The 21210-nt window shown below is 65.1% G+C and carries 16 protein-coding genes and 2 tRNA genes; 16 read left to right on the top strand and 2 right to left on the bottom strand.

The window, feature by feature from the left end; all coding sequences use genetic code 11:
- The first annotated feature begins 8 nt into the window (after window positions 1-8).
- The 13 genes from folP to pnp all read left to right on the top strand — a co-directional run bounded on the left by folP (window position 9) and on the right by pnp (window position 12529).
- The gene (gene folP, locus PSEWESI4_RS06320; protein ID WP_187670341.1) at window positions 9-860 is read left to right on the top strand and encodes a dihydropteroate synthase; all 852 of its coding nucleotides are present in this window, start codon (window positions 9-11) and stop codon (window positions 858-860) included.
- Window positions 861-877: 17 nt separating this feature from the next.
- Window positions 878-2215: a phosphoglucosamine mutase gene (glmM, locus tag PSEWESI4_RS06315; RefSeq protein ID WP_187670340.1), complete on the top strand. Its 1338-nt coding sequence runs from the start codon at window positions 878-880 to the stop codon at window positions 2213-2215.
- 184 nt (window positions 2216-2399) lie between these two features.
- Complete coding sequence (tpiA, locus tag PSEWESI4_RS06310) at window positions 2400-3155, top strand: triose-phosphate isomerase (protein WP_187670339.1); 756 nt, start codon at window positions 2400-2402, stop codon at window positions 3153-3155.
- A gap of 3 nt (window positions 3156-3158) precedes the next feature.
- Window positions 3159-3542: a preprotein translocase subunit SecG gene (gene secG, locus PSEWESI4_RS06305; protein WP_187670338.1), complete on the top strand. Its 384-nt coding sequence runs from the start codon at window positions 3159-3161 to the stop codon at window positions 3540-3542.
- A gap of 8 nt (window positions 3543-3550) precedes the next feature.
- Window positions 3551-3636: transfer RNA gene (locus PSEWESI4_RS06300), tRNA-Leu, on the top strand.
- Window positions 3637-3730: 94 nt separating this feature from the next.
- Window positions 3731-3807: transfer RNA gene (locus tag PSEWESI4_RS06295), tRNA-Met, on the top strand.
- A 129-nt stretch (window positions 3808-3936) separates the two neighbouring features.
- Entirely contained in the window at window positions 3937-4395 is a 459-nt protein-coding gene (gene rimP, locus PSEWESI4_RS06290; RefSeq protein ID WP_187670337.1) for a ribosome maturation factor RimP, read from the top strand.
- A gap of 66 nt (window positions 4396-4461) precedes the next feature.
- Complete coding sequence (nusA, locus tag PSEWESI4_RS06285; protein ID WP_187670336.1) at window positions 4462-5943, top strand: transcription termination factor NusA; 1482 nt, start codon at window positions 4462-4464, stop codon at window positions 5941-5943.
- A 24-nt stretch (window positions 5944-5967) separates the two neighbouring features.
- A complete protein-coding gene (gene infB / locus PSEWESI4_RS06280) occupies window positions 5968-8499 on the top strand; it encodes a translation initiation factor IF-2 (RefSeq protein ID WP_187670335.1) in 2532 nt (843 codons plus the stop codon).
- A gap of 100 nt (window positions 8500-8599) precedes the next feature.
- Window positions 8600-8977, top strand: a complete 378-nt coding sequence (gene rbfA, locus PSEWESI4_RS06275; RefSeq protein ID WP_187670334.1) for a 30S ribosome-binding factor RbfA — start codon at window positions 8600-8602, stop codon at window positions 8975-8977.
- A 2-nt stretch (window positions 8978-8979) separates the two neighbouring features.
- Window positions 8980-9897, top strand: a complete 918-nt coding sequence (truB, locus tag PSEWESI4_RS06270) for a tRNA pseudouridine(55) synthase TruB (protein ID WP_187670333.1) — start codon at window positions 8980-8982, stop codon at window positions 9895-9897.
- A gap of 90 nt (window positions 9898-9987) precedes the next feature.
- Window positions 9988-10257: a 30S ribosomal protein S15 gene (rpsO, locus tag PSEWESI4_RS06265; protein ID WP_187670332.1), complete on the top strand. Its 270-nt coding sequence runs from the start codon at window positions 9988-9990 to the stop codon at window positions 10255-10257.
- 163 nt (window positions 10258-10420) lie between these two features.
- Complete coding sequence (gene pnp / locus PSEWESI4_RS06260; RefSeq protein WP_187670331.1) at window positions 10421-12529, top strand: polyribonucleotide nucleotidyltransferase; 2109 nt, start codon at window positions 10421-10423, stop codon at window positions 12527-12529.
- Between the two features lie 135 nt (window positions 12530-12664).
- Here pnp and glyA read toward each other — a convergent pair whose 3' ends face one another.
- Complete coding sequence (glyA, locus tag PSEWESI4_RS06255) at window positions 12665-13918, bottom strand: serine hydroxymethyltransferase (RefSeq protein WP_187670330.1); 1254 nt, start codon at window positions 13916-13918, stop codon at window positions 12665-12667.
- 343 nt (window positions 13919-14261) lie between these two features.
- Window positions 14262-17534 carry a sensor domain-containing protein gene (locus PSEWESI4_RS06250; RefSeq protein ID WP_187670329.1) on the bottom strand — a complete coding sequence of 1091 codons (3273 nt, stop codon included), beginning with the start codon at window positions 17532-17534 and terminating at the stop codon, window positions 14262-14264.
- A gap of 565 nt (window positions 17535-18099) precedes the next feature.
- Here PSEWESI4_RS06250 and fae point away from each other — a divergent pair.
- The 3 genes from fae to PSEWESI4_RS06235 are packed head-to-tail and all read left to right on the top strand — an operon-like array spanning window position 18100 to window position 21093.
- Window positions 18100-18612, top strand: coding sequence for a formaldehyde-activating enzyme (fae, locus tag PSEWESI4_RS06245; protein ID WP_187670328.1), 513 nt, complete (start codon window positions 18100-18102; stop codon window positions 18610-18612).
- Window positions 18613-18622: 10 nt separating this feature from the next.
- Complete coding sequence (locus tag PSEWESI4_RS06240; RefSeq protein ID WP_187670327.1) at window positions 18623-19657, top strand: aldo/keto reductase; 1035 nt, start codon at window positions 18623-18625, stop codon at window positions 19655-19657.
- Window positions 19654-21093 carry an NAD-dependent succinate-semialdehyde dehydrogenase gene (locus tag PSEWESI4_RS06235; RefSeq protein WP_187670326.1) on the top strand — a complete coding sequence of 480 codons (1440 nt, stop codon included), beginning with the start codon at window positions 19654-19656 and terminating at the stop codon, window positions 21091-21093. The genes PSEWESI4_RS06240 and PSEWESI4_RS06235 overlap by 4 nt, the downstream gene beginning before the upstream one ends.
- Window positions 21094-21210: the final 117 nt, after the last annotated feature.

Here is a 21210-nt window from a genome sequence, read left to right as displayed (position 1 = left end):
GGCTGTACATGACTTCAATGCAACACTCGAACCGGCTGTCCTGTGGCAGCCGGTTTCTTGATTTGAGCCATCCGCAGGTGATGGGCATCCTCAACGTCACGCCCGATTCCTTTTCCGATGGTGGTCGCTTCAACCGGCTCGACCAGGCGCTGCGTCATGCCGAGGCGATGGTCGCGGCCGGCGCCACGCTGATCGATGTCGGTGGCGAGTCGACCCGCCCCGGTGCGCGGGCCGTTCCTCCGCTCGAGGAGCTGGAGCGGGTGGCGCCGGTGGTCGAGGCGATCGCCGCCGAGCTGGACGTGATCATTTCGGTGGACACCTCGACGCCCGCAGTGATGCGCGAAGTGGCGCGCCTGGGCGCCGGGCTGATCAACGACGTGCGTTCGCTGCAGCGTGATGGCGCACTGGACGCGGCGGCGGCCACCGGTTTGCCGGTATGCCTGATGCACATGCGTGGCGAGCCTGCCACCATGCAGCAGAGCCCCCGGTACGACGACCTGCTCGGCGAGGTGCAGGGCTTCCTGGAGGAGCGTGTGCAGGCCTGCGTCGAGGCCGGCATTTCCCGTGATCGCCTGGTGCTCGACCCGGGGTTCGGTTTCGCCAAGACGCTGGCGCACAACCTGAGCCTGTTCAAACATATGGATGTCCTGCATGGGTTGGGCTGTCCCTTGCTGGTCGGCGTGTCGCGCAAGAGCATGATCGGCCAGACCCTGGGGCGCGAAGTGGGCGAGCGGCTGTATGGCAGCCTGGCCCTGGCCGCCCTGGCGGTGGCCAAGGGCGCGCGTATCCTGCGGGTTCACGATGTGGCCGAGACCGTGGATGTGGTGAGGATGATCGCTGCCGTGCAGGCGGCGGACTGAGAAAGGATAAGAATCATATGAGCAGAAAATATTTCGGCACCGACGGTATCCGTGGCCGGGTCGGCGAATACCCGATCACCCCCGATTTCGTGCTCAAGCTGGGCTGGGCGGCCGGCATGGCGTTTCGCCGCCAGGGTGCCTGCCGGATACTGATCGGCAAGGATACGCGGATCTCCGGCTACATGTTCGAGTCCGCCCTGGAGGCGGGCCTGTCCGCTGCAGGGGCTGACGTGCAGTTGCTCGGGCCGATGCCGACGCCGGCCATCGCCTACCTGACCCGTACCTTCCAGGCGCAGGCGGGCATCGTCATCAGCGCTTCGCACAATCCGCACGACGACAACGGCATCAAGTTCTTCTCCGGCAAGGGCACCAAGCTGCCCGACGAGATCGAGCTGATGATCGAGGAACTGCTCGATGCGCCGATGACCGTGGTGGAGTCGGCGCGGCTGGGCAAGGTCTCACGCATCAACGACGCGGCGGGACGTTACATCGAGTTCTGCAAGGGCAGCGTGCCGAGCAACACGAGTTTTGCCGGGCTGAAGCTGGTGGTCGACTGCGCGCATGGCGCGGCCTACAAGGTGGCGCCGAGCGTGTTCCGCGAGCTGGGCGCCCAGGTGTCGGTGCTGGCGGCCGAGCCCAATGGGCTGAACATCAACCACAACTGCGGTTCCACGCATATCGCTGCTTTGCAGGCCGCGGTGGTCGAGCAGCATGCGGATCTCGGCATCGCCTTCGATGGCGACGCCGACCGTGTGCTGATGGTCGATCATACCGGCGCGCTGGTGGATGGCGACGAGCTGATGTTCATCATCGCCCGCGATCTGCAGGAACGCGGCAAGCTGGTCGGCGGAGTGGTCGGCACCCTGATGAGCAACCTGGGGCTGGAACTGGCCCTGTCCGACCTCGGTATTCCCTTCGTGCGCGCCAAGGTGGGCGACCGCTATGTGATTGCCGAACTGCTGGAGCGTGGCTGGCAACTGGGTGGGGAAAACTCCGGGCACATCGTCTGCCTCCAGCACACCACCACGGGCGATGCGATCATCGCCGCGCTACAGGTGCTGCTGGCGATGAAGCACCGTGGCCAGACCCTCGCGGAAGCACGGCAAGGCGTGCGCAAGTGCCCGCAGGTGCTGGTCAACGTGCGTTTCTCCGGGGATGTCGACCCGGTGTCGCATCCGGCCGTGCAGGATGCCTGCGCCCGGGTCACCGAGAAAATGCAGGGGCGTGGGCGGGTGCTGCTGCGCAAATCCGGGACCGAGCCGCTGGTGCGGGTGATGGTCGAAGGCGACGATGAGACGCAAGTCCGCGGTTATGCCGATGAATTGGCTAAAGTAGTAGCTGAGGTTTGCGCATGAAGCGGCGGTAAGCCACAAGCCACAAGCCGCAAGCGAACCTTGGCGGGGAGATCGGCAATCGTGATCCTGTTGAAGCTTGAAGCTTGAAGCTTGAAGCTTGAAGCCCACTTATGTATTTGATTCGCTTGCGACTCTGCAGGCTCTTGGGTAAGATCTGCGCCCACTTTGATCGACGAGGTAAAGCATGCGTCGCCCCCTGGTTGCCGGAAATTGGAAAATGCACGGTACCCGAGCCAGCGTCGCTGAGCTGATCAAAGGTCTTCGCCACCTGGCTTTGCCGAGTGGTGTCGAGGTTGCGGTTTTCCCGCCCTGCCTGCATATCACCCAGGTCATGACCGGGCTTGAAGGCAAGTCGATTGCCGTCGGAGCGCAGAATTGCGCGGTCGAGCCGGTACAGGGCGCCTTGACTGGAGAGATTGCCTCCAGCCAGTTGGCCGATGCGGGATGCAGCCTGGTGCTGGTCGGGCATTCGGAGCGTCGCCTGATTCTGGGTGAGCGTGACGAGATGGTCAGCCGCAAGTTCGCCGCCGCGCAGTCCTGCGGTCTGGTCCCGGTGCTTTGCGTCGGCGAGACGCTCGAGCAGCGCGAGGCGGGCAAGACGATCGAGGTGGTCGGGCGACAGCTCGGCAGCATCATCGAGGAGTTGGGTGTCGGCGCGTTTGTCCAGGCGGTAGTGGCATACGAGCCGGTCTGGGCCATCGGTACGGGGCTGACAGCCTCGCCGGAGCAGGCCCAGGAAGTGCATGCGGCGATCCGCGCGCAACTGGCGGCCGAGAATGGCGAAGTCGCGCGAGGGGTAAGGATTCTGTACGGCGGCAGCGTGAAAGCGGCCAATGCGGTCGAACTGTTCCGCATGCCGGATATCGATGGAGGGCTCATTGGTGGGGCCTCCCTGAATGCGGACGAGTTCGGTGCGATCTGTCGTGCCGCGGGAAGCTGAGAAATGCTGGAAACTGTCGTTGTTGTATTGCATCTGCTGGCGGCGCTGTGCGTCGTCGTTCTGGTTCTGCTGCAGCAGGGCAAGGGTGCGGATGCGGGCGCCTCTTTTGGTGCGGGTGCTTCCGCTACTGTTTTCGGTAGCCAAGGTTCCGCTACCTTTTTGAGTCGAGTTACTGCTATACTTGCCGCCGCTTTTTTCATTAGCAGCTTGGGCTTAGCCTACTTTGCTAAGGAAAAGGCTGATGCGCTGACCCGAGTTGGACTGCCTGACCCGGCAGTGCTCGAGATTCCTCAGCAGCGTCCGGCGACAGATGATGTCCCGGTGCTGGAGGAAAAGCCGGCAGCCGATAGTGCGAGTGACGTACCCGCGGCTCCGGAACAGAAGTAAACAGTTTTGCCGAGGTGGTGGAATTGGTAGACACGCTACCTTGAGGTGGTAGTGGCCATAGGCTGTAGGGGTTCGAGTCCCCTCCTCGGTACCAATTACAAGCAGGCCCGCAATAGCGGGCTTTCTTGTTGGCGGAGCTTCGATTGACCCCCGGGCGGGGCGGTCGTATACTTCGCCCCCAGCTTTGACGCGGGGTGGAGCAGTCTGGTAGCTCGTCGGGCTCATAACCCGAAGGTCGTTGGTTCAAATCCAGCCCCCGCAACCAGTAGTAGCAGAGCCCCTTTTCAGGGGCTTTTTGCTAGCTGGACACTCAGTAGCCGCGCGTTCCGCGGCGGTTTGAAGGGATGGGCGTTTCGCCCATTTTTTATTTGTATTGCACGCAAGTGAGGCTCAGGTGTCGAGCAAGCTAGAAGATTTGCAGGGCTTGTTGGCCCCGGTGGTCGAGGCGCTTGGCTATCAATGCTGGGGCATCGAGTTCCTCTCCCAGGGGCGGCATTCGCTGCTGCGCGTCTATATCGACAAGCCTGACGGTATCCTGGTCGATGATTGCGAAATCGTCAGCCGTCAGATCAGCGGTGTCCTTGATGTCGAGGACCCGATCAGCAGCGAATACACCCTCGAGGTTTCCTCACCCGGCATGGATAGGCCGCTGTTCACGCTCGAACAGTTCGCCAGCCATGTCGGCGAGCAGGTGAAGATCAAGTTGCGCACGCCTTTCGAAGGGCGGCGCAACTTCCAGGGCCTCCTCCGTGGCGTGGAGGAGCAGGACGTGGTGGTTCAGGTGGACGACCACGAGTACCTGCTGCCGATCGACTCGATCGACAAGGCCAACATTGTCCCCAGGTTTGACTGAGACGCGGATCCCGCATGGGTACGCGGATTGCGCGGATCCAATGGATTGCGAAAGGCGAGGCGTACGATGAGCAAAGAAGTACTGCTGGTTGTTGAGTCGGTATCCAACGAGAAGGGTGTACCGGCCGGCGTAATTTTCGAGGCGCTGGAGCTGGCTCTGGCCACGGCGACCAAGAAGCGTTTTGACGACGAGGTCGATCTGCGGGTGGCGATCAATCGCCAGTCCGGTAACTACGACACCTTCCGTCGCTGGACCGTGGTCGAGGAAGAACTGCTGGAGAACCCGGCTGCCGAGCTGACCGTCGAGCAGGCGCAGGAGCGCCAGCCGGGCGCCAAGGTGGGCGACGTGCTCGAAGAGGCGGTCGAGTCGATCGAGTTCGGCCGCATCGCCGCACAAACCGCCAAGCAGGTCATCGTGCAGAAGGTTCGCGAAGCCGAGCGTGCCCAGGTGGTCGAGGCTTACCGCGAGCGCCTGGGCGACATCATCTCCGGCACCGTGAAGAAGGTCACCCGCGACAATGTCATCGTCGACCTCGGCAACAACGCCGAAGCGCTGCTGGCCCGCGAAGACATCATCCCCCGCGAGACTTTCCGCGTCGGTGCCCGCGTGCGTGCGCTGCTCAAGGAAATCCGCACCGAGAACCGCGGTCCGCAACTGATCCTGTCGCGTACCGCGCCGGAGATGCTGATCGAGCTGTTCCGCATCGAGGTGCCGGAAATCGCCGAGGAGCTCATCGAAGTGATGGGCGCCTCCCGCGACCCGGGTTCGCGCGCCAAGATCGCCGTGCGTTCCAAGGACAAGCGCATCGACCCGCAGGGCGCCTGCATCGGCATGCGTGGTTCGCGTGTCCAGGCCGTTTCCGGCGAGCTGGGCGGCGAGCGGGTGGATATCGTGCTGTGGGACGACAACCCGGCGCAGTTCGTGATCAACGCGATGTCGCCGGCGGAAGTCGCGGCGATCATCGTCGATGAGGACGCCCATGCCATGGACATCGCTGTCGCCGAGGACAACCTGGCCCAGGCCATCGGCCGTGGTGGCCAGAACGTGCGTCTGGCCAGTCAACTGACCGGCTGGGTGCTGAACGTGATGACCGAGGCCGACATCCAGGCCAAGCAACAGGCCGAAACCGGCGACATCATGCAGTCGTTCATCGACGAGCTGGGTGTCGACGAGGAACTGGCCCAGGTGCTGGTCGAGGAAGGCTTCACCAGCCTGGAAGAGATCGCCTACGTACCGATGGAAGAAATGCTCAGCATCGACGGCTTCGACGAGGATATCGTCAGCGAGCTGCGCATGCGGGCCAAGGACCGCCTGCTGACCAAGGCGATCGCCACCGAAGAAAAATTGGCTGACGCCCAACCGGCCGAAGACCTGCTCTCTCTCGAGGGCATGGACAAGGCACTCGCGCATGAACTGGCTGTGCGTGGCGTGCTGAACCGCGAAGACCTGGCCGAGCAGTCGATCGACGATCTGCTGGACATCGACGGCATCGACGCGGAGCGAGCCGGCAAGTTGATCATGGCCGCCCGAGCCCATTGGTTCGAGTAAGTAGCGGTCCGAGGAGAGAAGTGCATGACGCAAGTCACGGTGAAAGAACTGGCCCAAGTGGTCGATACACCAGTGGAACGCCTGCTGCTGCAGATGCGCGAGGCGGGTCTGCCGCACACCGGCGCCGAACAGGTTGTGACCGATACCGAGAAGCAGGCCCTGTTGGCTTATCTCAAGCGTAGTCACGGCGACAAGGTCGAAGAGCCGCGCAAGATTACCCTGCAGCGCAAGACCACCAGCACCCTGCGTGTCGCGGGGAGCAAGACCATCAGCGTTGAAGTGCGCAAGAAGAAGACCTTCGTCAAGCGCAGCGCCGAAGAGATCGAGGCGGAGAAGAAGCGCGAGCTGGAGGAGCAGCGTGCTGCCGAAGAAGCTGCGCGCCAGAAGGCCGCCGAGGAAGAAGCCAAGCGCCAGGCCGCTGAAGAGCAGGCCCGGCAGAAAGCTGCCGCCGAAGCGGCGGCTGTGGCTCCGTCCGTGGCGGAGGAAAGTGCTCCGGCTGCCAAGGTCGAAGAGGTCGCAGTCCCGGTCGTCGAGCCTGTTGCTCCGGCTGCGGATGCCGCCGCGGATGCCCGCAAGAAGGAAGAGCCGCGTCGTCCCGAGCGTGCCCGTACCGCCGACGACGATCGCCGTGGCGAGCGCAAGAATTCCGCGCACCGCACCAGCCTCAAGGAAAAGGCGCCCGCACCGCGAGTTTCCACCCGTAGCGTGGATGACGATTCCGACGGCTTCCGTCGCGGCGGTCGTGGCAAGTCCAAGCTGAAGAAGCGTAACCAGCATGGCTTCCAGAGCCCGACCGGCCCGGTAGTGCGCGAAGTGAGTATCGGCGAGACCATCACCGTCAGCGAGCTGGCTCAGCAGATGTCGGTGAAAGGCGCCGAGGTGGTCAAGTTCATGTTCAAGCTGGGCACTCCGGTGACCATCAACCAGGTGCTCGACCGGGAAACCGCTCAACTGGTGGCTGAAGAGCTGGGCCACAAGGTCAAGCTGGTCAGCGACAACGCCCTGGAAGAGCAACTGGCCGAGTCCCTCAAGTTCGAGGGCGAGGCAGTGCCGCGTGCTCCGGTGGTGACCGTGATGGGCCACGTCGACCACGGCAAGACCTCGCTGCTCGACTACATCCGTCGCGCCAAGGTCGCCGCGGGCGAGGCCGGTGGCATTACCCAGCACATCGGTGCCTACCACGTGGAAACCGACCGCGGCATGGTCACCTTCCTCGACACCCCCGGCCACGCCGCGTTCACCGCGATGCGTGCCCGTGGTGCCCAGGCCACCGACATCGTCATCCTAGTGGTGGCGGCCGACGACGGCGTGATGCCGCAGACCGAGGAAGCCGTGCAGCACGCCAAGGCGGCTGGCGTTCCGATCGTGGTCGCGGTGAACAAGATGGACAAGCCGGACGCCAACCCGGACAACATCAAGAACGGCCTGGCCGCGCTGGATGTGATCCCGGAAGAGTGGGGCGGCGACACCCAGTTCGTGCCCGTCTCGGCCAAGGTCGGTACCGGTATCGACGAACTGCTCGAAGCCGTGCTGCTGCAGGCCGAGGTACTGGAACTCAAGGCCACCCCGACCGCACCCGGTCGTGGCGTGGTGGTCGAGTCGCGCCTGGACAAGGGCCGTGGCCCGGTGGCCACCGTGCTGGTCCAGGACGGTACCCTGCGCCAGGGCGACATGGCCCTGGTCGGCTCCAATTATGGCCGCGTGCGCGCCATGCTCGACGAGAACGGCAAGCCGATCAAGGAAGCCGGTCCGTCGATTCCGGTCGAGATCCTCGGCCTGGATGGTACGCCGGACGCCGGTGACGAACTGACCGTGGTCGCCGACGAGAAGAAGGCGCGCGAAGTGGCTCTGTTCCGTCAGGGCAAGTTCCGCGAGGTCAAGCTGGCCCGCCAGCAGTCCGCCAAGCTGGAGAACATCTTCGAGAGCATGGGGCAGGACGAGAAGAAAACCCTCAACATCGTCCTCAAGGCCGATGTGCGCGGTTCCCTCGAGGCCCTGCAGGGCTCCCTGGCCACCCTCGGCAACGAGGAAGTGCAGGTCCGCGTGGTCGGCGGTGGCGTCGGCGGCATCACCGAGAGCGACGCCAACCTGGCGCTGGCCTCCAATGCCGTGCTGTTCGGCTTCAACGTGCGGGCCGATGCCGGCGCGCGCAAGATCGTCGAGCAGGAAGGCCTGGACATGCGCTACTACAACGTGATCTACGACATCATCGAGGATGTCAAGAAAGCGTTGACCGGCATGCTCGGCAGCGACGTGCGCGAGAACATCCTCGGCATCGCCGAAGTGCGTGACGTGTTCCGTTCGCCGAAGTTCGGCGCGATCGCCGGCTGCATGGTGGTCGAGGGTATCGTCTACCGCAACCGCCCGATCCGCGTCCTGCGCGAGGATGTGGTGATCTTCGAGGGCGAGCTGGAATCGCTGCGTCGCTTCAAGGACGACATGTCCGAAGTGCGTGCCGGCATGGAATGCGGTATCGGCGTGAAGAGCTACAACGACGTCAAGGTCGGCGACAAGATCGAAGTATTCGAGAAGGTCCAGGTGGCTCGTTCGCTGTAAGCGAACGCCTGCCAGAAGCTGGAAGCCAGGGGCGGGGAATCGGCTGATGCCGCTTTCCGTTTCGAGCTTCCAGCTTTTGGCTTTTAGTGAGTAATGATTGATGGCTAAAGAATACAGTCGTACCCAGCGCATCGGTGACCAGATGCAGCGCGAGCTGTCGCAGCTCATCCGCCGCGAGATCAAGGACCCGCGCCTGGGCATGGTCACCATCACCGCCGTCGAGGTGAGCCGCGATCTCGGCCACGCCAAGGTCTACACCACCGTGATGGGAGTCGACGAAGGTGAGGCGGTCGCCCAGAACCTGGAAATCCTCAATGACGCCGCCGGCTTCCTGCGCATGCAACTGGGCAGGGTGATGAAGCTGCGCAGCGTGCCGCAGTTGCATTTCCACTTCGACGAGAGCATCGCCCGTGGCGTCCACCTGTCGGCGCTGATCGAGCGCGCGGTGGCCGAAGACAACAAGCATCGGGACGAGTGAGCGTGGCCCAGGTCAAACGTATCCGCCGCGATGTCAGCGGCATCATCCTGCTCGACAAGCCGCGCGGGCTGACTTCCAACGCCGCGTTGCAGAAGGTCCGCTGGCTGCTCAACGCCGAGAAGGCCGGGCACACCGGCAGCCTCGATCCCCTGGCCACCGGCGTGCTGCCGCTGTGCTTCGGCGAGGCGACCAAGTTCTCCCAATACCTGCTGGATGCCGACAAGGGCTACGAAACCGTGGCCCAACTGGGCGTGATCACCAGCACCGGTGACGCCGAGGGCGAAGTCCTCGAGCGTCGCGAGGTGACCGTTGGTCGCGCCGAGCTGGAGGCGCTGCTGCCGCGTTTCCGTGGGGAAATCAAGCAGATACCTCCGATGTACTCGGCTCTCAAGCGCGATGGCCAGCCGCTCTACAAACTGGCGCGAGCTGGTGAAGTAGTGGAGCGCGAGGCGCGTTCTGTTACTATTGCGCGCCTGGAATTGCTGGCCTTCGAACAGTCGCAGGTACGACTGGCCGTGGCGTGCAGCAAGGGTACCTATATCCGTACCCTGGTCGAGGACATCGGCCAGTTGCTCGGTTGCGGCGCCCATGTCGCGGAACTGCGTCGTACCCTGGCCGGGCCGTTCAGCCTGGACCAGACCGTCACCCTGGACGAACTGATCCAGGTGCACGAGGCGGAGGGTAGCGCCGCGCTGGACCGTTACCTGCTGCCGTCCGACAGCGGGTTGACCCATTGGCCGTTGCTGCAATTCTCGGAACACAGCGCGTACTACTGGCTGCACGGTCAGCCGGTACGAGCCCCGGAAGCGCCGAAGTTCGGCATGGTCCGGGTGCAGGATCACACTGGCCGCTTCATCGGTATCGGTGAGGTTGGCGAAGACGGGCGCGTTGCGCCGCGTCGACTGATTCGGTCCGCGTGACCGATGCGAGGGTGGCTGTCAACAGGCACGGTCATACCTCTTTTCTAAACACGGGAATCGTTCCCGGCCTGTTCACTCGAGGAGCCCAACATGGCACTGAGCGTCGAAGAAAAAGCCCAGATCGTTAACGAGTACAAGCAAGCTGAAGGCGATACCGGTTCTCCGGAAGTGCAGGTTGCCCTGCTGACCGCCAACATCAACAAGCTGCAGGATCACTTCAAGGCCAACGGCAAGGACCACCACTCCCGTCGTGGTCTGATCCGCATGGTTAACCAGCGCCGCAAGCTGCTGGACTACCTGAAGGGTAAGGACACCTCTCGTTACAGCGCCCTGATCGGTCGTCTGGGCCTGCGTCGCTAAGACGCAAGCGAGCTGGAAGCTGGAAGTCGGAAGCTGGAAGTGAGACATCGTTCTTGCTTCCAGCTTTTGGCTTTCAGCTTCAAGCTTTTCTAGGGACTGCATCGGGTCCGACTCCCGGCATTTCCACCGATTTCCCCAAGGCAACAAAGAGAAGGAAAACACCGTGAATCCGGTAACCAAGAAATTCCAGTTCGGTCAGTCGACCGTAACCCTCGAGACCGGCCGCATCGCCCGCCAGGCTTCTGGCGCCGTGCTGGTGACCGTCGACAACGACGTCTCCGTGCTGGTCACCGTGGTTGGCGCCAAGCAAGCCGACCCGGGCAAGGGCTTCTTCCCGCTGTCTGTGCACTACCAGGAAAAAACCTACGCCGCCGGCAAGATCCCCGGCGGTTTCTTCAAGCGTGAGGGCCGTCCTTCCGAGAAGGAAACCCTGACCTCGCGCCTGATCGACCGTCCGATCCGCCCGCTGTTCCCGGAAGGCTTCATGAACGAAGTGCAGGTCGTCTGCACCGTGGTCTCCACCAGCAAGAAGACCGATCCGGACATCGCCGCGATGATCGGCACCTCCGCCGCCCTGGCCATCTCCGGCATTCCGTTCAGCGGCCCGATCGGCGCCGCCCGCGTGGCCTATCACGCCGACACCGGCTACCTGCTGAACCCGAACTACGAGCAGCTCAAGGCCTCCAGCCTGGACATGGTCGTGGCCGGCACCGAAACCGCCGTACTGATGGTGGAGTCCGAGGCTGAGGAGCTGACCGAAGACCAGATGCTCGGCGCCGTGCTGTTCGCCCACCAGGAATTCCAGGCCGTTATCCAGGCCGTCAAGGAGTTCGCCGCCGAAGCCGGCAAGCCGACCTGGAACTGGACCGCCCCGGCCGAGAACACCGAGCTGCTGAACGCCATCAAGTACGAGTTCGGCGCAGCCATCTCCGAGGCCTACACCATCACCATCAAGCAGGACCGCTACAACCGTCTCGACGAGCTGCGCGACCAGGTGGTGGCGACCTTCGCCGGTGACGAGGAAGGCAAGCCTTCCGTCGGTGAGGTGAAGGATGCCTTCGGCCTGATCGAATACCGCACCGTGCGCGAGAACATCGTCAACGGCAAGCCGCGCATCGACGGTCGCGACACCCGCACCGTGCGTCCGCTGAAGATCGAAGTCGGCGTGCTCGACAAGACCCACGGCTCGGCGCTGTTCACCCGCGGCGAGACCCAGGCCCTGGTCGTCGCTACCCTCGGCACCGCCCGCGACGCGCAACTGCTCGACACCCTGGAAGGCGAGCGCCGCGACAGCTTCATGCTGCACTACAACTTCCCGCCCTACTCGGTCGGCGAGTGCGGCCGCATGGGCAGCGCCGGTCGCCGCGAAATCGGCCACGGCCGTCTCGCCCGCCGTGGCGTGCAGGCCATGCTGCCGAAAGGCGACGAGTTCCCCTACACCATCCGCGTGGTTTCCGAGATCACCGAATCCAACGGTTCCAGCTCGATGGCCTCCGTGTGCGGCGCCTCCCTGGCGCTGATGGACGCCGGCGTGCCGATGAAGGCGCCGGTGGCCGGTATCGCCATGGGCCTGGTGCTGGAAGGCGAGAAGTTCGCCGTCCTGACCGACATCCTCGGTGACGAAGACCATCTGGGCGACATGGACTTCAAGGTAGCCGGTACCGCCAAGGGCGTCACCGCGCTGCAGATGGACATCAAGATCCAGGGCATCACCGAAGAGATCATGGAGATCGCCCTGCAGCAGGCCCTGGAAGCACGCCTGAACATCCTCGGCCAGATGAACCAGGTGATCGCCGAGTCGCGCAGCGAGCTGTCGGAGAATGCCCCGGCGATGCTGGCGATGAAGATCGACTCGGACAAGATCCGCGACGTGATCGGCAAGGGTGGCGCGACCATCCGCTCCATCTGCGAAGAGACCAAGGCCTCGATCGACATCGAGGACGACGGTTCGGTGAAGATCTTCGGCGAGACCAAGGAAGCGGCCGAAGCGGCCAAGCAGCGCATCCTGGCGATCACCGCCGAGGCCGAGATCGGCAAGATCTACATCGGCCGCGTTGAGCGCATCGTCGACTTCGGCGCCTTCGTCAACATCCTGCCCGGCAAGGATGGCCTGGTGCACATCTCGATGCTGAGCGATCAGCGCGTCGAGAAGGTCACCGACGTTCTGAAGGAAGGCCAGGAAGTGAAGGTGGTGGTGCTGGACGTGGACAACCGCGGCCGCATCAAGCTGTCCATCAAGGACGTGGCGGCTGCCGAAGCCTCCGGCGTCTGAGTCGGCTTCGCCGATTGAAAAAGGGCCCTTCGGGGCCCTTTTTCTTTCCGCCGTAGGGTGGGCTGAAGCCCAGCCTACGGAAGGGACAAAAAAGCCCGGCGCGATGGCCGGGCTTTTTTCGTTACGGGCGCGGGCTTAGTTGCCGTACACCGGGAACTTGGCGCACACCGCCTTGACCTGCTCGCGGACGCGGTCGACGACCGACTCGTCGCCCATGTTCTCGAGGATGTCGCAGATCCAGCCGGCCAGTTCGCGGCACTCGGCTTCCTTGAAGCCACGGGTGGTGACCGCCGGGGTACCGATGCGCAGGCCGGAGGTGACGAACGGCGAGCGCGGGTCGTTGGGCACGCTGTTCTTGTTGACGGTGATGTAGGCGCGGCCCAGGGCGGCGTCCGCATCCTTGCCGGTGATGTCCTGCTTGATCAGGCTGAGCAGGAACAGGTGGTTCTGGGTGCCACCGGACACCACGTCGAAGCCCCGCTCGATGAACACCTGGGCCATGGTCTGGGCGTTCTTCACCACCTGCTGTTGGTAGGCCTTGAACTCGGGCTGCAGGGCTTCCTTGAAGCACACGGCCTTGGCGGCGATCACGTGCTCCAGCGGGCCGCCCTGGGCGCCCGGGAAGACGGCGGAGTTGAGCTTCTTCTCGATCTCCTCGTTCTTGCGGGCCAGGATCAGGCCGCCGCGCGGGCCGCGCAGGGTCTTGTGGGTGGTGGTGGTGACCACGTCGGCGAACGGCACCGGGTTCGGGTAGACGCCGGCGGCGACCAGGCCGGCCACGTGGGCCATGTCGACGAACAGGTAGGCACCGACCTTGTCGGCGATGGCGCGGAAGCGGGCGAAGTCCAGCACCTGCGAATAGGCGGAGAAGCCGGCGACGATCATCTTCGGCTTGTGCTCGACGGCCAGGCGCTCGACTTCGTCGTAGTCGATCAGGCCATTGCCGTCGATGCCGTACTGCACGGCGTGGTACAGCTTGCCGGAGGAGGACACGCTGGCGCCGTGGGTCAGGTGGCCGCCGTGGGCCAGGCTCATGCCGAGGATGGTGTCACCGGCGTTGAGCAGGGCCAGGTAGACCGCGCTGTTGGCCTGCGAGCCGGCGTGCGGCTGGACGTTGGCGTAGTCGGCGCCGAACAGCTCCTTGGCGCGGTCGATGGCCAGTTGCTCGACGATGTCGACGTATTCGCAGCCACCGTAGTAGCGCTTGCCCGGATAACCTTCGGCGTACTTGTTGGTCAGCACGCTGCCCTGGGCTTCCATCACCGCCGGGCTGGTGTAGTTCTCGGAGGCGATCAGCTCGATGTGCTCTTCCTGGCGCTGGGCTTCCTGCTCCATCGCGGCAAAGAGTTCGGCATCGTAGCGGGCGAGGGTCAAATCACGGCTGAACATGGCGGTCCTCTAAGGATCGGTGCGGGGAAAAGGCGCGCATTTTAACCCATCCGTGGAGTGCAGGGGTATGAAAGCCGGTCACGTCACGGACAAGCGGGGTTCATGGAGGAGGCGGGAGAGCGCTGGAGGCTGGAAGGCTGGACGAAAAAGCGGTCCGGGGGTTGAGGGCTTGCTCCTGCGTGTTTATTGAGGCCGCTGTTGTAGGAGCCAGCTTGCTGGCGATGCTTTGGTGTTGCTGGTGATCGCGCGCATGGCGCGCTCCTACAGGTCGGCATCGAGGCCGTGTTTGTAGGAGCGGCGGGGACGCCCAGTTCCATGGCCGCGATCGGCTCCTGGGTGCCGTTTAGTCGAGCATGAACAGCGCCGCGCCGCCGAACTGTGCGGCGAGCTGCTGGGAGGGCATCGGTTTGCCGAACAGGAAGCCCTGTACCTCGTCGCAGTGGTGTTCGCGCAGGAACTCCAGTTGCGCGTGGCTTTCCACGCCTTCGGCGATCACCGTCAGGTTGAGGCTGTGGGCCATGGCGATGATGGCGCGGGCGATCTGGGCGTCCTGCTCGCCGCAGGGCAGGCCGTCGACGAAGCTGCGGTCGATCTTCAGCACGTCGATGGGGAAGCGCTTGAGGTAGTTGAGCGAGGAGTAGCCGGTGCCGAAGTCGTCCACCGCCACGGACAGGCCCAGGCGCTTGAGGTCGGCGAGGGTCTGCATGGCGGCGTCGACATCGCGCATCAGGATGCTTTCGGTGATTTCCAGTTCCAGGCAGCCCGGCGCCACGCCGCTGTCTGCGAGAATCGTGGCGATACGCTCGGTGAGCCCGCCTTCGGCGAACTGGCGGGCGGACAGGTTGACGGCGATCTTCGGCAACTGGATGCCCTTGGCCTGCCAGAGCTTGAGTTGCCGGCAGACTTCCCTGAGCACCCAGTCACCGACCTGTACCACCAGGCCGAGTTCTTCCAGCACCGGGATGAACTGGTCGGGCGATACCTGCCCGCGCCTCGGATGGTGCCAGCGCAGCAGCGCCTCGGCCCCGGTCAGGCGCTGGCCGTTACCGCTGAACTGCGGCTGGTAGTGGACGACGAACTCGTTCTGCTCCAGGGCGTGGCGCAGGTCGCTCTCCAGTTCCAGGCGTTCCAGCGCGGTGGCGTTCATCTCCGCCTGGTAGAACTGGAAGTTGTTCTTGCCGCGCTCCTTGGCGTGGTACATGGCGGTGTCGGCGTTCTTCATCAACTGGCTCAGCTCGCGGCCGTCCTGCGGGCTGAGGGCGATGCCGATGCTGGCGGTGACGAAGAACTCGCGGCCTTCGAGGATGAACGGCCGGGCCAGGCTGGCGAGGATCTGTTCGGCGACGTGGATGGCGCGGTTCAGCGCGTTCTCGCGGGTGGAGCGCGATTGCAGCAGCAGGGTGAACTCGTCGCCGCCCATGCGCGCCACGGTGTCGTCCTCGGCGACGCAGGCGGCCAGGCGGATCGCCACGTCCTTGAGCATGCGGTCGCCGGCGGCGTGGCCGAGCGAGTCGTTGATCGGCTTGAAGCGGTCGAGGTCGAGGAACATCAGCACCACCCATTCCTGGTGCCGCTCGGCGTGCAGCAGGGCGGTGTGCAGGCGATCCTGGAACAGCGTGCGGTTGGGCAGGTGGGTGAGGGCGTCGTAGTAGGCCAGGCGGTGGATGCGCTGCTCGCTGGCCTTGCGCTCGCTGATGTCGCTGAAGAAGCACACGTAGCTGACCAGGTCGCCTTCCTCGTCCTGCACCGCGGTGATCCCCACCCAGGCCGGGAACGGCTCGCCGTCGCGGCGCTTGAGCCACAGCTCGCCTTCCCAACTGCCGCGCATGTTGAGCTGGGCGAGCACGTATTGCAGTTGCTGGGCCTGCTGGTGGTCGGCGGTGAGCATGCCCGGCATCTGGTCGAGGACTTCCGCCGGGCGGTAGCCGCTGACCCGGGTGAAGGCTTCGTTGACCTGCACGATGTAGCCGGCCGGGTCGGTGACCAGGATCGCCGAGGTGGAGTGGGCGAACACCGTGGCGGCCATGCGCAGTTCCTTCTCCGCGCGGCGCTGCTGGCTGATGTCGCGGGCCACGCCGAGCAGGCCCTCGAAGGCGCCGATGTCGTCCCACATCGGGCTCAGGCGCAGCTCCATGGGAATCTTGCGGCCGTCGGCATGCAGCGCGTCGAAGACGAACATCTGCGGACGCAACTGCTCGCGTAATTCGGCCAGGTGCTGCGGGTCGCACAGCGCGGCGAGCAGGCGGTCGCGCATGGCATAGGCGCCGTCGAGCTGGCGCGGGTTGGCCAGCACGCCGTGCAAGCCGTTGCGGATCAGCCAGTCGTTGTCGTAGCCGAGGACGGTCTGCGCCGACGGGCTGATGTAGTTGAGTTCGAGGTTGCTGTCGGTGGAATAGATGATGTCGCTGATGCTGTTCGCCAGCAGCCGGTAGCGCTGCTCGCTGGCCTGTAGCGAATGGCTGGCCTCGATCTGCTCGGTGACGTCCTTGGCCACGCCGATCAGCCGGCTGACGCGGCCCTGCGGGGAGCGGCTCAGCGCCTGCTCGCGGATGTCGAACCAGTGCCAGGTGCCGTCGCGATGCCGCCAGCGCAACTGGCAGGTGAGCAGTTGGCCGTCGCCGACCACCTGCTGCAGGTTGCGCATGCGCCGGTACAGCTCGTCATCGTCGGGGTGGAGGATCTTTTCCCACATCCGCTCGCCGAGGGCGCGCAGTTCGTCCTTGCTGTAGCCGAGCTCGGGGCCGAGGCGGTGGTTGTGGAACAGCACGCGGCGGTTCTGGACGTCATGCACGTACAGGGTGTCGGGCAGGCTGTCGATCACCTGCGACCAGAAGCGCTCGCGCTCGATCAGCGACAGTTCGATGCGCTTGCGGGCGGTGACGTCGTGGATGCTGAGCGGCACGGACCGGTAGCCGCTGGCCTGCTCCGGCAGGTGTACCTGTATCCACAGATGCCGCTCGTGGCCCTGCGGCGTGACGATGCGGCGCTCCATCTCGATCAGCCGCTGGCCACCGAGCAGGGCGGTCAGCAGGTGGAAACGGAAGCCGTCCGGGCGCAGCGGTACCCGGACGATCAGGTGTTGCCGGACCATGTCGGGCGAATCCAGGCCGAGCAGGCGCAGGGCCATCTGGTTGGCTTCGCTGAGACGCAACTGGTCCAGCAGTTCGAGGTGCCGCCCGGGGTGGGCGTCGAGCCAGCGCTTCAGGGATTGGCCATCGCTCAGCCCCAGCCGGGAGAGCTGGTCGTGCAGCCCGCTCAGGTCGAGGACGCACAGGCCGCTGCCGCTGCCCTCGAAGATGTCCTGGTAGCGTCGCTGGGCCTCCTGCATCGCCTGTAGCGAGCGGCGCTTGTCGGTGATGTCGCGCAGCAGATGGTAGAGGATGGACAGGCTGAAGAGCGCGCCGAGGACGACCAGCCACGGCGTGGCACCCGACGATAGCCACGGGCTGTCGTCGGCCAGTTGTGGCGCGTATTGCGCATGCAGGTGCCAGCCGAGCAGCCCAGGCAGCACCAGCGCGAGGACCAGCAGCACGACCTGTGCCGGACCGCGCAGGCGGCCCGCCAGGGGGCTGGCAGCGGAGGTGCGCGACTGCGCTGGGCGAGGGGCTGTGGGCACGGCTGGATTTCCTGCTGGTCGGCATGACCGGGACTGCGGCGGCGCGAGGCCCGCCCTCGATCAAGTGCACGCGATACGGTGGGTATCGGCATCCTCTCGAGAATATGAAGGCCGCCGACGTGCTACCGGTCGGGTGCAGCGGGCTAGCATGCCCTTAAATGTGGCCAGGTGCCAGCCCAGCCGACGTATGTACTTCCGCAGTGTCCGGCCTGGTGCTTCCTGTATACGGCAGCCCGGATATTCATTGCCGAAGGCTATGACTTCAGCTCATGGCGCCTTGAGTTTTTATGGTTACCGGCCGCTGGGAAGCGGGTGATAAAAATCCTCGCGACTGGCTCATCCAACGACAACTAAAGAGCGAACGCGACATGCCCACATTTCCTATCCTGCCCTTCGCTCCTTTCGTTCCCGTTCCTGCGCCGCAGGAGCATCGCCGAGCCAGCCCGTAGCGCTCGACTTCCACTGAACTCCTGACTTCGCCTGGCGTATCCGCGCCGGGCCATGCCGTGGGCGGTTTCTGGCCGCTCAGGCATACGCATGTCCAGCCACTTGGTACGAGGTATCCATGAAACAGCTCGCTCTCTACATCGGTGAAGGCTTCGAAGGTCCCGGCGTCAACGCCGCGCACATCAACATCCTGCTCGGCCCGCGCAACGGCCCCGCCGGCCAGGCCTTCGCCAGCAGCCTGGCCTCGCCCAGCCAGGGCCACTGCCCGTTCATGGTGATCGCCCAGCCGAACATCCCGGTCAAGCCGATGACCCTCTACGTGAACAAGGCCCCGATCGGCGGCGACCTGCACGCCAACGCCACCTGGGGCGCATCCCAGGCCGGCATCGCCAAGGCCGTCACCGAGGCCCTGCTGGACGGCACCCTGCCGGCTGAAGCCGAGGACGAGTGGGCCGTCGTCACCGCCAACTGGGTCAACCCGGCCTGCGACGACCTGGATGCCGTCTACCTGAACAACTACAACGCCTGCCGCACCGCCATCCGCGCGGCGCTGGCCTGCAAGCCCGAGCGCGCGCAGTTGGCCGACGTGGTCGGGCAGATCGCCAACCCCTTCTACACCCCCAAAGCCTGAGGTCGCCGCCATGCAATACATCCGTCTCGGCAACTCCGGCCTGCAGGTCTCCAAGCTGTGCCTGGGCACCATGAACATGGGCACCCCGGACTGGAAGCCATGGATCTTCGACGAGCAGCGCAGCGAACCGATCGTGAAGCACGCGCTGGACGCCGGGGTGAATTTCATCGACCTGGCCGACTTCTACTCCGCCGGCGTCGGCGAGGAAGTGGTGGGGCGCATCCTCAAGCGCCTGGTGCGCCGCGAGGACATCGTGGTCACCACCAAGGTCGGCTACGGCACCCGCCAGGGCATCAACGCCAGCGGCCATTCGCGCAAGCACATCATGGACAGCATCGACGCCTCCCTGGCCCGCCTGGGCATGGACTACGTCGACATCTACATGCTGCATTTCTATGACGTGAACACCCCGGTGGAAGAGGCGATGGGCGCGCTGAACGACATCGTCCGCGCCGGCAAGGCCCGCTACATCGGCGTGTCCACCATGCTCACCGGTCAGTTGGCGAAGATCCTCATGGCCTGCGAGCGCAACGGCTGGGCCAGGCCGATCAACATGCAACTGCAATTGAACTGCGCCTACCGCGAGGAAGAGCGCGAGATGATCCCGTTCTGCCGCGACCAGGGCCTCGGCGTCTCAGTGTTCAGCCCGCTGGCCCGCGGCCTGCTGACCGGCGATGCGCAATCCACGCGCAACCAGACCGATTTCTTCACCCAGCAGATGTACGCCGACGAGGCCTCCTTCGAGATCGCCCGCTCGGTGCAGCGCGTGGCCCAGCGCCGCGGCGTGAGCAACGCGCAGATCGCCCAGGCCTGGGTGCTGGGCCACCCAGGCGTGGACTGCATGCTGGTGGGCGCCGACACCACCGCGCAGTTTGACAGCGCCCTGGCCGCCCTGGAGACGCGCCTGGACGAGGAAGAACTGTACGAGCTGGAGCGCAACTACACGCCCTGCGACGTCATCAACGACTACACCGCCGGCAAGCGCATCCTCCGCGTGGCCCGGCCGATGCGCGAGACCTTTTCGCTGACGGAGGCCGTGGCATGAGCGCACTGCTGAAAGCCGGCCACTACATCGACGGACAGTGGCACAGCGGCGGCCCGACCTACGCGGTCCGCAACCCGGCCACCGGCGAGGTGGTCGTCGAAGTGCCGCGCGGCGGCGCCGAGGAAACCAACGCCGCCATCGCCGCCGCCGAGCGCGCCCTGCCGGCCTGGCGCGGGCTGCTGGCCAAGGAACGTGCGGCGCGCCTGCGCCGCTGGGCCGAACTGATGCTGGCCAGCCAGGACGAACTGGCGCGCCTGCTCAGCCGCGAACAGGGCAAGCCGCTGGCCGAGGCGAAAGGCGAGGTGGCCTACGCCGCCAGCTTCCTCGAATGGTTCGCCGAGGAAGCCAAGCGCGTGTACGGCGACGTGATCCCCTCGCACAAGGCCGACGCGCGCATCGTCGTCACCAAGCAGCCGATCGGCGTGGTGGCCGCCATCACCCCGTGGAACTTCCCCCTGGCCATGGTCACCCGCAAGGTCGGCCCGGCCCTGGCGGCGGGCTGCACGCTGATCCTCAAGCCCTCGGAAGAAACGCCGCTGTCGGCCTTCGCCCTGGCCGTGCTGGCCGAGCAGGCGGGCATCCCGGCCGGCGTGTTCAACATCGTCTCCGGCGACGCCCCGGCCATCGGCGGCGCGCTGCAGGCCTCCGGCGTGGTGCGCAAGCTGTCGTTCACCGGCTCCACCCGCACCGGCAAGCTGCTGATGCGCCAGGCCGCGGACACCCTGAAGAAGGTCTCCCTGGAACTGGGCGGCAACGCGCCCTTCATCGTCTTCGCCGATGCCGACCTGGACGCCGCGGTGCGCGGCGCCATGGCCTCGAAGTTCCGCAACACCGGGCAGACCTGCGTGTGCGTCAACCGCTTCTACGTGCAGGACGAGGTGTACGAAGCCTTCACCGCCAAGCTCGCCGAAGCGGTGCGCGCGCTGCGCGTGGGCAACGCCCTGGAAGGCGACACCGAGCAGGGCCCGCTGATCAACGAAGCGGCCCTGGCCAAGGTCGAGCAGCACGTCGGCGATGCTCTGGAGAAGGGCGCCCGGCTGCTCTGCGGCGGCCAGCGCCATGCCCTGGGCGGCACCTTCTACGAGCCCACGGTGCTGGCCGAGGCGAACGCCGGGATGCTGATCGCCGGCGAGGAAACCTTCGGCCCGGTGGCCGCCTGCTTCCGCTTCCGCGACGAGGCCGAGGCGCTGCGCCTGGCCAACGACACGCCCTACGGCCTGTCCGCCTACTTCTACAGCCGCGACATCGGCCGCGTCTGGCGCATGGCCGAGGGCCTGGAGGCGGGCATGGTCGGCATCAACGAAGGGATCATCTCCACCGAGGTGGCGCCCTTCGGCGGCATCAAGGAATCCGGCCTGGGCCGCGAGGGCTCCAAGTACGGCCTCGACGACTACCTGGAGATCAAGTACCTGCTGCTCGGCGGCCTGTCCGACTGACGCCGCCCCGCATGCAGCCGCGGCCACGCCGCTAAGGAGTTCCGCCAACCGCCGCCGCCCCGACCGGTGCGGCGGCCACCCTTCCGTTCAGACAACAAGAAAAAGACTCGGAGACGA

The sequence above is a fragment of the Zestomonas carbonaria genome, assembly GCF_904061905.1.
GTDB lineage: Bacteria > Pseudomonadota > Gammaproteobacteria > Pseudomonadales > Pseudomonadaceae > Aquipseudomonas > Aquipseudomonas carbonaria.
Note: the sequence above shows the minus strand (reverse complement) of the source record. Positions and strands in the feature narration are given on the sequence as shown.